Raw genomic sequence first — 12,392 nt, forward strand, 5'->3', positions numbered from 1 at the left:
GGGTGAGCGCGAAATCCGAGGAATTCGACTTAGAGGGCTGCAGCATCGGCCTCGCCGGTGCGGATGCGAACCGCGTGGTCGAGGTTGATGACGAAGATCTTGCCGTCGCCGATCTGGCCGGTCTTGGCGGCCGTGGTGATGGCTTCGATGGTCTTGTCGACCTGATCGGAAGCGACAGCCACCTCGATCTTGATCTTGGGCAGGAAGCTCACCGCATATTCAGCGCCGCGATAAATTTCCGTATGGCCCTTCTGCCGGCCATATCCTTTGACTTCCGTCACCGTCAAACCATGAACGCCAATGGCGGTCAGGGCATCACGGACTTCCTCAAGCTTGAATGGCTTGATGATCGCCATAACAATTTTCATGGGTCCTATCCCCGCTTGGGCCCGACCGAAAACCGACCGGGCGATCTCGACTGAGGTTCACCACGCGGAGAAGTTCACTACGCGGGCACAGCCAGACCAGATAGAATCAAATGCCGTGCCAGATCGGCGGAATTCTCTAACGGTTTATGAATCCCCAGCTTTTCGCGTTTCTCACGTGATGAGACAGAGTGCGCTATTCCGTCGCGCCCAAACTCTAGTCAATCCTGCCCAAAAGGGAAGCATGACAGGCTCTCGACATATTCCTGCTTAGGCGGCGGGCAGCCCAGAGGTGTCCAAATACGTCAATCCGAGGCAAAAAACTCGAAATTGTCTAATCTGCAGGCCTTCCAACTGGCGCGCGTAGAATTGACATGGTTCAACCGGGCAAGGCAGTAGAGCCCTTCGGGCGTATTCGAGCGGACTGTGAGAGCAGCTCTGGCTGAAAGCCCAGTGGGCGCTGGCTTATTGCCTAAAGCGCGTCGCTGTCGGTCTCGCCGGTGCGGATACGCAGGGCGTGGTCGATCGGGGTCACGAAGATCTTGCCATCGCCGATCTGGCCGGTCCGGGCTCCGGTGGAGATGACCTCGACCGCCTTGGCTACGAGATCGGATGCCACAGCGATTTCGAGCCGCAGCTTGGGTAGGAAATTCACGATATACTCGGCGCCGCGATACATCTCGGTATGGCCCTTCTGCCGGCCATAGCCTTTCACTTCGGTCACCGTCATGCCGTGGACGCCGATAGCCGTCAAAGCCTGACGCACTTCATCGAGCTTGAAGGGTTTGATGATCGCGACCACGAGCTTCATGCAGGGCTTCCTCTTCGGGGCGGTGTACGACACTGCTTACGCAATCGCGCAACTTTATGCCATCCCTGTTGGCACGACGCGTGGAAATTGGGCGCCGGCGCTGCCTTCGGGCGGGCCAACTGCACGCCAGGACGGCAAGCAGTAATTCCGGACTGGAAGCGAAGCGACTTACGTCGCTGGCTTCTCGCGTCGCTCGCGTACTGAGCCTTCCTGCGCCACGGTCGCCACCAGCGTGCCGTCGGGCTTGAAGATCAGGCCGCGCGCGAGGCCACGGCCGTTCTGGGCGCTCGGCGAATCCTGGCTGTAGAGCAGCCATTCGTCGGCGCGGAACGGGCGGTGAAACCACATGGCGTGGTCAAGACTGGCCGCCATTGCCTGCCCGTCGAACAAAGTGCGGCCATAGCGGGCCATGATGGAATCGAGCAGTGAAAAGTCCGACGCGTAGGCCAGCGCGCACATATGGAGTGCCGGATCGTCCGGCAGCTTCGCGGCGGTACGAATCCAGAAATTAATCCGCCCCTCCGGAATCTTCTCGCCGGCATAACGCTGGAATTCGACCGGACGTAGCTCGATCGGCCGGTCGGACTCGTAATAACGGCGGATGAAATCGGGCATCTTCTCGATAATCGGATGTTTCGAGAGCTCTTCCGCAGTGAGTTTGTCCGGCGGTGGCACGTCCGGCATAGGATCCTGGTGGTTGAACGAGTCCTCCTCCTCGGCGTGAAACGACACCATCATCGAGAAGATCGCGTGGCCATGCTGGATCGCGGTGACACGCCGGGTCGAATAGCTCTTGCCGTCGCGCAGCCGCTCGACCTCGTAGACGATCGGAATCTGCGGGTCGCCGGGCAGGATGAAATAACAATGCAGCGAATGCGGCATGCGGTTTTCGACGGTGCGGCACGAAGCCACCATGGCCTGGCCGATCACCTGGCCGCCGAACACCCGCTGCCAGCGCGTTTTCGGGCTGCGACCGCGGAACATGTTCACCTCGATGGTCTCGAGATCGAGGATATCGATCAGATCGATCAGGCTCTTGGACATGTCGGCATCTTTCGCTCAGCGGCAATATTAAGGGAGGTTTACCAAGACCTTGGCCGTGGAGGCCCTGGTCCCATTGCCGCCCTTGTTTCGCGATCCTGTTTCGCCCAGCTATAAGCGCGTGGCAACAGCGAGAACGGATATCATGGCGGCACAACGAGGCATTGTCATCGGCGGCGGAGCGTTTGCCGGGCTGGCATTGGCGCTGGCGTTGCGGCAGGGGCTTGGCCCCGATCTGCCGATTATTGTTGCCGATCCCGCGCTGGCGGCCAGGCCGAGCCGCGATCCGCGCGCCACGGCCATCGTTGCTGCCTGTCGGCGGCTGTTCGATGCTCTCGGTGTCTGGGATGCTGTGGCTGCCGAAAGCCAGCCGATCCTCGACATGGTCGTCACCGATTCCAAGCTGGAAGACGCCACCCGTCCGACCTTCCTGACCTTCGGCGGCCATGTGGAGCCGGGCGAGCCGTTCGCACATATGGTCGAAAATCGCCGGCTGATCGACGAACTGGTGATCCGCGCCGAAGCGGCGGGCGTCGACCTGCGTGCGACTGCGGTGACGACATTCGATTCACGGGCCGACGGTGTCAGCGTCACGCTCGGTGATGGCAGCGTGATTGAAGCAGCACTTCTTGTCGCCGCCGATGGCGCGCGCTCGAAGCTACGTGAGCGTGCGGGCATCGCGACCCATGGCTGGGACTATGACCAGTCCGGTATCGTCGTCACCGTCGGTCATGAGCGCGATCATGACGGACGTGCCGAAGAACACTTCCTGCCCGCCGGGCCGTTTGCAATTCTGCCTTTGACTGGCAAGCGTTCGTCGCTGGTGTGGACCGAGAAGCGCACGGAAGCCGCACGCATCGTTGCGTTGCCGGACGATGAATTCCATGCCGAGCTTGAGAAGCGCTTCGGCCTGCACCTTGGCGAGGTCAAAGCACTCGATAAGCCGCGGGCATTTCCACTCGGCTACTTCGTCGCGCGCTCCTTCATCGGCGAACGGTTAGCGCTGATCGGCGACGCCGCACATGTGATCCATCCGATCGCGGGGCAGGGACTCAATATGGGTCTCAAGGACGTCGCGGCATTGGCAGAGACCATCGTCGATGCTGCAAGGCTCGGCATGGATTTCGGCCAGAGCGATGTGCTGGAGCGCTACCAGCGCTGGCGCCGCTTCGACACCATGACGATGGGTGTCGCCACCAACGTGCTGAACGTCCTGTTCTCGAACGATCTGCCCTTCGTGCGCAGCATCCGCGACATCGGTCTCGGCATCGTCGATCGCCTGCCGCCGCTGAAGGGCGCGTTCATCAAGCAGGCGGCGGGATTGTCAGGCGATGTGCCAAGGCTATTGAAGGGCGAGGCGCTGTAGTCAGCACGTCATGCGGTTACGCCGCTCAACGTGGAAGGTTTCTGATTCTTCTCGCCTTCGAACAGCGGGCGCTCGCGGATCAATCCTTCGCCGACGAGATCGAAGAAGGCCCTGACGCGCGCCGTATTCTTCAAATCCGCATGAGTCACGATCCAGAGTTCACCCTCGAGTTCCTTGAGGGGCTCAGACAGTGCTCTCGCCACCCCGGCGTCGTGATCCGCGAGATAGCACGGCATCAGCGCGAGCCCGATGCCGGCTTTCGCTGCGACGAGCTGGTTGACCAGACTGTTCGTCCGATAGACGAAGGCCTTCGATGGCGCGGCGCGTGACAGCCAGTCGGCAGCCGCGATGCCTGATGTTGTTTCGTCCCAGCCGATCAAGGAATGGCGATCGATCTCGGATGGATTCGATAACGGGCCGCCAATTGCCTCGAGATAGGCAGGGGCGGCATAGAGCCCCCACGCGATGGCCGACAGTCTGCGTCCCCAAAGATCGCCTTCCTTCGGACGGATAGGGCGCAATGCGATGTCGGCTTCGCGGCGCGACAGGCTCAGCACACGGTTTTCGATCACCAGCTCCACGACGATGCCGGGGTGAGCCCGCTGGAACGCGGCGAGAAGCGGCGTCAGCCGGCTATAGGCCAGCGTTTCCGACGACGTGACCGTCAGGCGGCCCGACAAACGATGATCGCGACCGGATATGTCGCGATCGAGCGCCAGCGCCTCGTCTTCCATGCGCTCCGCGCCGGCAGCCATCCGCGCACCGGCCTCGGTCGCCTGGTAGGCGCCGCCTGGAAGTCGTTCGAATAGGCGCACGCCAACCTTGCCCTCCAACGCTTTCAGGCGGCGGAAGGCCGTGGAGTGATCTACGCCGAGTGTGATCGCCGCCGCTGTCAGACTGCCCACGCGTTGGATGGCGAGCGCCAGCCGAAGTTCGTTCCAATCATCCATGTTGACGAAGATAGCAGTGGGTTTGCTTGCAGTCACGCAAGCCTCGCTGGCGAAATGCCAATGGGACTTGCGCCTGCGCGGACGCTACCTTGCTCGTGCGATAGCGAACCCACGACGGATGCAATGAAAGATCCAGCCATGAAACTCTATTACGCCACCGGTACCTGCTCGCTCTCGCCGCACATTGCTGCGAACGAAGCCGGTATTCCGTTTGAACTCGTGCGGGTGGATATCCGGAAGTCGCCCCATGTCACCGAGGCGGGTAGCGACTATTCGGCGGTGAACCCGAACGGTTATGTGCCGGCGCTGGCGCTCGATGACGGCACAGTGCTGACCGAGGGCACCGCGATCGTTCAATACCTTGCGGACCTCAAACCCGAAAGCGGGCTGGCGCCGCCTGCCGGCACACCGCAACGCGTTGAGCTGCAATCCTGGCTCAACTTCATTGCTACCGAACTCCACAAGATGTTCAGCCCGTGGCTGTTTCACCCCGAATATGGCGCGCAGGCGGGAGATGTTGCACGCGCAAAGATCGCAGAGCGGCTGGCGTCCGTCGAACGCCATCTGGCGGCGGGCCGGCCGTTCCTGCTCGGAGAAAGCTTCACAGTGGCCGACGCCTATCTGTTCACGATCGTCGGGTGGTCCAACTTCACCAAGGTGGATCTGTCCAACTTTCCGCATCTGCGCGACTTCATGGCCCGCGTCGAAGCGCGGCCCGCCGTGCAGCAGGCCATGCGCGCCGAGAGAATAAAGGTGAGCGCATGACCGTGGATCAGCCAGGCGCGCCAGCACTGACGCTCGTCAGTCATCATCTCTGCCCTTACGTGCAGCGAGCGGCCATCGTGCTTCCCGAAAAGGGCGTCCATTTCGAACGGCGCTATATCGATCTCGCGCACAAGCCGGACTGGTTTCATGCGATCTCACCGCTGGGCAAGGTTCCGCTTCTGCTTGTCCGGCGCGACGGCAATGACACCGCCGCGATCTTCGAGAGCGCGGTGATCTGCGAATATCTCGAAGAGACGCAGACAGGCGTGCGGCTTCACCCATCCGATCCGCTCGAACGAGCCGGGCACCGTGGCTGGATCGAGTTCGGCTCGTCCATCCTCGCCGATTTGTGGGGATTCGAGACGGCCACCGAAGCGAACGGCTACGAAACGAAGCGGAAGATGTTGGCGGGAAAATTCGGTCGCATCGAGGACGTGCTAACCGCAGCGCCGTTTTTCGCGGGGCAGCACTTCAGCATGGTCGATGCGGTTTACGCGCCGATCTTCCGCTACTTCGATGTGTTCGATACCATCGCTGACACGGAAGTCTTCGCCCAGACACCCAAGGTTCGGGCATGGCGCGCAGCGTTACGCGGGCGTCCGAGCGTAGCGAACGCCGTGACGACTGACTACGCCGACCGGCTGCGTGCATTCCTCACTGAACGGGACGCTCATCTTCTCAAGATCGCAGCATGAGCCAGGGTGTCGCATGGCTGCTGCTGATCGTGGCCGGGCTTCTGGACGTGGGGTGGGCGATCTCGATGAAATATGCCGCGGGTTACACCCGACCGGGCTGGACCATCCTGTCGCTGATTTTCCTCGCCGCGTTCGTCTATCTGCTCGGTCGGGTTCTGGAGGTTTTGCCGGTGGGGTCCGCCTACGCGGTATGGGTCGGGATCGGTGCAGCCGGGACGGTCTTGTTCGGAAGCGTGCTGTTTGGCGAATCGATGAGTCTGCTGCGTGGCGGTGGGGTTGCGCTCATCGTCGCGGGCATCGTCGCCCTGAGATTTGCGCCGGCATGAGCCGCTACATCAGAAATTTAGTCGATCTTCCGCGCTTCTTCCGGCAGCATGATCGGAATGCCATCACGGATCGGATAAGCGAGCTTGGCCTGGCGCGAGATCAGCTCCTGGCGGGCGGCATCGAATTCGAGTTGGCCCTTGGTCAGCGGGCACACCAGAATTTCGAGCAGCTTGGCGTCGACGGTGCTTTCGGCGCGCTCGATTGGCGGTGTGGTCATGGGGTGCGCTCCGGTGATGCGGTCGTGGATCATGGTTATTTATCAGAATTACTGCAGCGGTGGGTCGCCGCTGGTGCGCTTCTTGGCCAGATCCATTTCAGTGACAGCGATCAGGATCTCGGCGCGGGTCTTGAGATCGGGCGCTTCGAGCATCGCCTGCTTCTCGGGCGGACCATAGGGCGACATCATCGCCAGCGCGTTCACCAGGGCCTCATTGGGGGCCTTGTCGATGCCTTCCCAATCCACTTTCAGGTTGTTGGCCTTGAGGAAGTCGTTGAGTACCGCGAGCAGCGCGGTCCGATCGACATCATCTTCGCCTTTGCGTGCGGTAAAATCGTCGATGAAGGGGAAGTAGTCGACCTTGCACTGCCGGTACGCGGTCAGCACCGAGAGTTCCTGCACCACCTCGAAACGGGAAACGCCGGTCAGTTCGAGGATGTAGCGGCCGTCACCGGATTCGGCGAGCTGGGTGATGCGCCCGACACAGCCGACTTTGAACAGTGCCGGTCTGGCCTCATCGGGCGAATGCGCTGCGTCGGGCTGGATCATGCCAATCAGCCGGTGCCCGTCGCGAAGCGAATCGTCGATCATCGCCAGATAACGCTGCTCGAAAATGTTCAGCGGCATCTGGCCACGCGGCAGGAGCAGTGCACCCGGTAACGGAAAGACCGGGATCACCTCGGGAAGTTCGGCAGGCCCGCGATAGTCGGCATTGATGGGCATGTCCGGTTCCGATTCGTCACGCGAGGAGAATTACGAGAACAGGATAGTCGATAACCGCCTGCGACCGTCAACGGTGGCCTCATCCGTCGGTCCCCAGGCGTCGAAGAGCTGGATCAATTGCTTGCGGGCGCCGTCGTCGTCCCATTTGCGGTCACGCTTGACGATTTCGAGCAGATGACCGGTGGCCTCGCTGCGCTGGTTGCCGGCATTGAGCGCGATCGCAAGGTCGAAGCGGGCTTGATGGTCGAGCGGATTCGCCGCGACCTTCTGTTCCAGTTCGGTGACCGGACCGAGCGCGCTGGCCTGTTCGACCAGGTCGATCTTGGCCTGCACGGCCTTGACCGCAGCGTCCTCACGCTTCGCGACCGGGACGAGCTCAAGAGTCTGCTTGGCCTGCTCGATGGCGCCGGTCTCGACGTAACAGCGGGCAAGGCCAGCAATGGCGGCGATATTGCCGGCATCGGCGGCAATCACTTCGCCATAGATCGAGGCGGCGGTCGCCGGATCGCCTTCAGCCAGAATCGCTTCAGCCTCCTGAAGCAATTCCGCTGCCGTGGGCTCGGCGCCGGGCATGCCAGCTGTCAGCTTGTCGATGAACGCATTGACCTGGCTCTCTGGAACCGCACCCATGAAGCCATCGGCCGGCTGGCCGTTGACGAAGGCGATCACGGCGGGGATCGACTGGATGCCCATCTGGCCGGGAATCTCCGGATTCTCATCGATGTTCATCTTGACCAGCTTCACCTTGCCCTTGGCGGCGGTCACGGCTTTTTCGATGACAGGAGTCAGCTGACGGCACGGACCACACCAAGGCGCCCAGAAGTCGATCAGGACCGGCTGGCGCTTGGATTCCTCGATGACGTCCTGCACGAATGTGCGGGTGGTCGTGTCCTTGATGAGAGCGGTTGCTGCCTGCGGCGTCGCGGCGCCGCCCTGTTCCATGATGGTCACGTGAACCTCGCTCGATGTCTGAAAAATTTGGCTGCTTCTAGCATGGCCTGAGCGATTAAATGGCGTTGGTGACAGTAATTTGCAATCCGGTGAAATCGGTCCGGCAGGGGCCGATTCGACCCCGGAGGCGACATTTGGTTGTTTTGACCCATTTTCCGGGCAGAATCAGGCTCAAAGGGCCATAAACCGCGATTAACTCGCCGCGATCCGAGATGCAGTCTAACTGTTGCATTCGCCACCGGCATTTGGCATAGGTCTGCGCGTCGGCGGCGAGCAATCGCCGCCTGTCTTCTCGGATGCGGGTGTAGCTCAGTGGTAGAGCACGACCTTGCCAAGGTCGGGGTCGAGGGTTCGAATCCCTTCGCCCGCTCCAGAATTTTCCTGGTTTTTGGCATCAGTTTTATCGATCGCAGGCCGCCGTCAGGCGGCCTTGTCGTTTGTGATCCGCAGGCACGCAGATCCGCCCCGCATCGCTTGAAATCATCGGGCGTTGGGCAGACAATCCACGGGCGAAGCGGGTACGAGACTGACGATGCCGTCGACCACTGATTCCAATCTGGAAATTGCCAAGCGTGCCAATGACGAGGCGCGGGCGGATTTTGCGACCTGGGTGATGATGGCGAAGCTGAAAAGCCTCGACGCGCTGCCGCAGGAAGCCCAGACATTCTACGCGGGCTATCTCGCGCTGCTGGCGCGTGGCAAACAATCCGAGCCAGCCGCGGCCGAAGCCACCATCCAGACTGTCTACCGCAGCTATTATTCCCGCATGGGCGGCACCGGCATCGCGCCCATCATCAAGACGGCTTCGAGATCAAGACCAATGCCCGACGACAACAATAACAACGTCACGCCTTTTCGCCGGATCAAGCCCAACACGCCACCGCCCCCGCGCGAAAAGAAGAAGCTGCCGGTAGCGCTGATCTTCATCGGGTTGATCTTGCTGGCCGTTGCCTGGCGCTATCTCACCAAGGGCAGCCTTTAAAAAAACGTAGCAGTGATCGTGCGATGATGCGGTGCGATGCGCCAATTGCATCATGCTACTGGAACTAGCTCTCAAAATTTCTTTTCAGGATGTCGTCGTGATGGCGACCTCTTTCGTTTGCGCGAGCGTTAGTTGCGCTTTTCAGCTGCGACATTTGTGCTAGCATCTCACTGTCTGAGAAAATCACAGACCAATAAAGTTCGTATCGAACGTTCAATAAGACATAGCAGCCGCAATAAGCTGCACAGGGAGTGACGCGATGAAATCGATGACTGGTCGATCCGTTGTTGCGTGCGCCGCCATCCTCGCTACGGCGATCGGCATGGCCTCGCTCAATCAAGCGAGCGCACAGCAGAAGCTCAAGAGCTACAAATCCGATACCAAGGAATTCTGGACTAATCCGCCGGACGACTGGTTCCTCGGCGACGAGACCGAGGCACAGAAAGGGCTGGCGCCGCCGTCGGGTCCGCCGACCGGTGCGTCCGACGCCGAACTCGCAGCCATGATGAAGAAGATCAAGCTGCCGCCGGGATTCAAGATCGAGGTCTATGCATCCGGCGTGCTGGCGGCGCGGCAGATGGCCTGGGGCGATAAAGGCACGCTCTTTGTCGGCTCGTTCGGCCTCGGCAACGTCTATGCGATCACCGACAAGGGCGGCAAGAAAGAGGTCAAGACTGTCATCAAGGGCATGAAGATGCCGACGGGCATCGCCTTCCAGGACGGTGCGCTCTATGTGATCGATATCAACAAGCTGATCAAATACGAGAATGCCGAGGCAAATATCGACAAGCTCGGTGACGGCAAGGTGGTCTATGACGATATGCCGTCATTCGCGGCGCATGGCTGGAAGTATCTCGCGCCCGACAAAGACGGCTGGTTCTACGTTCCGTTCGGACCTCCCTTCAATATCGGCATTCCGCCGACCTCGCTGTCGCAGATCCGCCGTGTCGATCCCAAGACCGGCAATGCCGAAATCGTAGCGCTCGGCGTTCGCAACTCTGTGGGCGGTGACGTCGATCCCCGCACCGGCAAATACTGGTTCACCGAAAATGCGCGCGACTGGATCAGCGACGATATGCCGAGCGACAAGCTCAACATGATCTCGAAGCTTGGCGAGCATTTCGGTTATCCGCATTGCCATCAAGGCGACATGCCGGATCCGAAATTCGCCATGGGTCACAAGTGCTCCGAATTCACGCCGCCGGTGCTGAATCTCGGCGCCCATGTCGCACCCCTGGGGATGAAGTTCTACACCGGCAACATGTTTCCTGCCGAATACAAGAACAACATCTTCATTGCCGAGCATGGCTCGTGGAATCGGCACAAGTATCAGGGCGCACGTATCAAGCGTGTGATCGCCGGGCCGGATGGGAAGAACGCCAAGCAGGAGATCTTCGCCTCCGGCTGGATCGAGGGTGACCAGGGTTATCTCGGCCGCCCGGCCGATATCGTCCTGGCCAAGGATGGATCGCTGCTGATTGCCGACGATTGGGCAGGCGCAATCTATCGCATCAGCTACGCGAAGTAAGTCGCGAATTGCGTGAGGCTGGAGTTGTGTCATCCGCAGCTCCAGCCTCATGTATTCTGGAATGGGAATGTGGCTCATGCATCGTTCTACAATCGCGGCTGTTCTTGTCTTTCTAGTTCTTGGTTCTGGGTCCAGTCCGGCTGATGCCGCCGATATCGCCGCGGGCAAGGAGAAGGCCGAGCTCTGCAGCGGCTGTCACGGCGAAAACGGCATTTCGCAAATGGAGAACGTCCCTTCGCTCGCCGCACAGCCGGATCTGTTTATCCAGTGGCAGCTGGTGTTCTTCCGCTCGGGCACGCGCAAGAACGAACAGATGCAGCCTATCTTGGAGCAGATCGACAACAACGATATCCGCAATCTCGGCGCCTATTTCGCGTCGCTGAAACCGCCGGAGGGCAAGAAGCCCGATGACAATCCGGATTTGTCGGCCAAGGGCGCGCAGGCGGCGGTCGGCCGTCGCTGTGCATCGTGTCACACGGAAAGTTATGGCGGCACGAAGGCGGTGTCGCGCATCGCCGGACAGCGCGAGGACTATCTCGTCAAGGCGCTGCGTGACTACAAGTCCGGCGTCCGCGCCGGTGGCGGCATGGCAGCGATGGCCGAGGTTGCCTATTCGCTCAGTGAAGAAGAGATCACCGCGCTGGCGCATTATCTGGCGCATCTATGAAGGAAATCCGTAGCTCGGATTGCGATTGGCTTGATCCGGGCTACATGGTGATGCTTACGCTACTCGCTGATGTTCATACACCTTGAGATGCGTATAGATCATCCGCAGTCGCGGCACGGCGACCTTGGCGGCATCGGCGCGGGCGATGACATCTCCGACGATCTGGTCGGCCTCGATCTGCGCCTTGTTGAGGATGTCGCGATACATCGAGGCGGTCATCTTCGATCCTTCTGCCGTCAGCATGCCCTCGGTGCGTTCCAGGAACGCTGCCCGCGGTGCGAAACCATTGGCCTTGGCGACAGCGCTCATTTCATCGCGCACGCCGAGGATGAAGTCGCGGCCGCCGGGGGCTGCCACGATATCGCCGACAGCGCCGCGCATGGCGCTGGTCGAGCCGGCAATCGTCGCCAGGAACACCCACTTCTCCCACATATCCTGCATGATATTCTCGGAGGCTGTGCCTCCAAAGTTGCCGGTCGCCATGACGGCGGCGATCGCCTTCACGCGATCTGAACCGCCGCCCTTGCGTTCGCCGAAGCTGAGCACCTGCATCGGCGCCATCTGGACGACCTCACGCGCCTCGTTGAGCGTCGCTGCGATCTGGCATTGGCCGCCCATGACGTTCTCGGCGCCGAACTTCTTCTCCAGTACGTCGAGATGCTTCATGCCGTTGAGCAGCGGAATGATCGCCGTATTCGGCCCAACCGCGGGTGCAAAGGACGCGATGGCGTCGTCGAGGTCGAAGGCCTTGCAGCTCAGCAGCACGACATCGAATTTCTCCTTGATCGTGTCGGCCTGCACGGTGGGTGGATTCTTCAGGGTCACGTCGCCATGCGGGCTCTTGATGACGAGGCCGGCGCTCGCCAATTCGCTGGCGCGCTTTGGGCGGACGAGAAAGGTGATGTCATTACCGGCCTGCAACAGCCTGCCGCCGAAATAGCCGCCGATGGCACCGGCGCCGACCACGAGAATACGCATTGGGATGAGTCCATGTTGGATTGGAA

The 12,392-nt window shown here is 60.7% G+C and carries 15 protein-coding genes and 1 tRNA gene; 8 read left to right on the forward strand and 8 right to left on the reverse strand.

Annotation, left to right across the window (positions count from 1 at the left end; genetic code table 11):
• Window positions 1–29: 29 nt before the first annotated feature.
• The 3 genes from AB8A38_RS19600 to tesB all read right to left on the reverse strand — a co-directional run bounded on the left by AB8A38_RS19600 (window position 30) and on the right by tesB (window position 2,220).
• On the reverse strand, window positions 30–368 hold the full coding sequence (locus tag AB8A38_RS19600; protein ID WP_068730208.1) for a P-II family nitrogen regulator: 339 nt from the start codon (window positions 366–368) through the stop codon (window positions 30–32).
• A gap of 469 nt (window positions 369–837) precedes the next feature.
• Complete coding sequence (locus AB8A38_RS19605) at window positions 838–1,176, reverse strand: P-II family nitrogen regulator (protein WP_068730207.1); 339 nt, start codon at window positions 1,174–1,176, stop codon at window positions 838–840.
• 168 nt (window positions 1,177–1,344) lie between these two features.
• The gene (gene tesB, locus AB8A38_RS19610; protein ID WP_315839911.1) at window positions 1,345–2,220 is read right to left on the reverse strand and encodes an acyl-CoA thioesterase II; all 876 of its coding nucleotides are present in this window, start codon (window positions 2,218–2,220) and stop codon (window positions 1,345–1,347) included.
• A 142-nt stretch (window positions 2,221–2,362) separates the two neighbouring features.
• Here tesB and AB8A38_RS19615 point away from each other — a divergent pair, with 142 nt between their 5' ends.
• Complete coding sequence (locus AB8A38_RS19615) at window positions 2,363–3,583, forward strand: ubiquinone biosynthesis hydroxylase (RefSeq protein ID WP_315839910.1); 1,221 nt, start codon at window positions 2,363–2,365, stop codon at window positions 3,581–3,583.
• Between the two features lie 8 nt (window positions 3,584–3,591).
• Here AB8A38_RS19615 and AB8A38_RS19620 read toward each other — a convergent pair whose 3' ends face one another.
• Window positions 3,592–4,569 (reverse strand): LysR family transcriptional regulator, encoded by a 978-nt coding sequence (locus AB8A38_RS19620; RefSeq protein ID WP_315839909.1) that lies wholly within the window; start codon window positions 4,567–4,569, stop codon window positions 3,592–3,594.
• Between the two features lie 102 nt (window positions 4,570–4,671).
• Here AB8A38_RS19620 and gstA point away from each other — a divergent pair, with 102 nt between their 5' ends.
• From gstA to AB8A38_RS19635, 3 genes are read left to right on the forward strand one after another with little or no spacing between them, the layout of a single operon-like run.
• Window positions 4,672–5,298, forward strand: coding sequence for a glutathione transferase GstA (gstA, locus tag AB8A38_RS19625; protein ID WP_315839908.1), 627 nt, complete (start codon window positions 4,672–4,674; stop codon window positions 5,296–5,298).
• Window positions 5,295–5,993, forward strand: coding sequence for a glutathione S-transferase family protein (locus tag AB8A38_RS19630; RefSeq protein WP_439087124.1), 699 nt, complete (start codon window positions 5,295–5,297; stop codon window positions 5,991–5,993). The genes gstA and AB8A38_RS19630 overlap by 4 nt, the downstream gene beginning before the upstream one ends.
• Complete coding sequence (locus AB8A38_RS19635) at window positions 5,990–6,319, forward strand: DMT family transporter (protein ID WP_439087125.1); 330 nt, start codon at window positions 5,990–5,992, stop codon at window positions 6,317–6,319. The genes AB8A38_RS19630 and AB8A38_RS19635 overlap by 4 nt, the downstream gene beginning before the upstream one ends.
• A 17-nt stretch (window positions 6,320–6,336) precedes the next feature.
• Here AB8A38_RS19635 and AB8A38_RS19640 read toward each other — a convergent pair whose 3' ends face one another.
• The 3 genes from AB8A38_RS19640 to trxA are packed head-to-tail and all read right to left on the reverse strand — an operon-like array spanning window position 6,337 to window position 8,211.
• Entirely contained in the window at window positions 6,337–6,537 is a 201-nt protein-coding gene (locus tag AB8A38_RS19640; protein ID WP_068730204.1) for a Trm112 family protein, read from the reverse strand.
• Window positions 6,538–6,585: 48 nt separating this feature from the next.
• Complete coding sequence (locus AB8A38_RS19645) at window positions 6,586–7,260, reverse strand: LON peptidase substrate-binding domain-containing protein (protein WP_439087126.1); 675 nt, start codon at window positions 7,258–7,260, stop codon at window positions 6,586–6,588.
• A 30-nt stretch (window positions 7,261–7,290) separates the two neighbouring features.
• Window positions 7,291–8,211, reverse strand: coding sequence for a thioredoxin (gene trxA / locus AB8A38_RS19650; RefSeq protein WP_439087127.1), 921 nt, complete (start codon window positions 8,209–8,211; stop codon window positions 7,291–7,293).
• Between the two features lie 298 nt (window positions 8,212–8,509).
• On the opposite strand from trxA, the gene AB8A38_RS19655 reads away from it, so the two are divergent.
• The 4 genes from AB8A38_RS19655 (at window position 8,510) to AB8A38_RS19670 (ending at window position 11,388) form a co-directional block, all read left to right on the forward strand.
• Window positions 8,510–8,584 (forward strand) — tRNA-Gly (locus tag AB8A38_RS19655).
• A 159-nt stretch (window positions 8,585–8,743) separates the two neighbouring features.
• The gene (locus AB8A38_RS19660) at window positions 8,744–9,193 is read left to right on the forward strand and encodes a hypothetical protein (RefSeq protein ID WP_170849625.1); all 450 of its coding nucleotides are present in this window, start codon (window positions 8,744–8,746) and stop codon (window positions 9,191–9,193) included.
• 259 nt (window positions 9,194–9,452) lie between these two features.
• Window positions 9,453–10,721, forward strand: a complete 1,269-nt coding sequence (locus AB8A38_RS19665; RefSeq protein WP_439087128.1) for a PQQ-dependent sugar dehydrogenase — start codon at window positions 9,453–9,455, stop codon at window positions 10,719–10,721.
• 76 nt (window positions 10,722–10,797) lie between these two features.
• Window positions 10,798–11,388 carry a c-type cytochrome gene (locus AB8A38_RS19670; protein WP_439087129.1) on the forward strand — a complete coding sequence of 197 codons (591 nt, stop codon included), beginning with the start codon at window positions 10,798–10,800 and terminating at the stop codon, window positions 11,386–11,388.
• Between the two features lie 54 nt (window positions 11,389–11,442).
• Here the strand turns inward: AB8A38_RS19670 and panE are convergent, their stop codons facing one another.
• Window positions 11,443–12,366, reverse strand: coding sequence for a 2-dehydropantoate 2-reductase (gene panE / locus AB8A38_RS19675; protein WP_439087130.1), 924 nt, complete (start codon window positions 12,364–12,366; stop codon window positions 11,443–11,445).
• Window positions 12,367–12,392 lie beyond the last annotated feature (26 nt).

The organism is Tardiphaga sp. 839_C3_N1_4 (genome assembly GCF_051811045.1).
Taxonomy (GTDB): Bacteria; Pseudomonadota; Alphaproteobacteria; order Rhizobiales; family Xanthobacteraceae; genus Tardiphaga.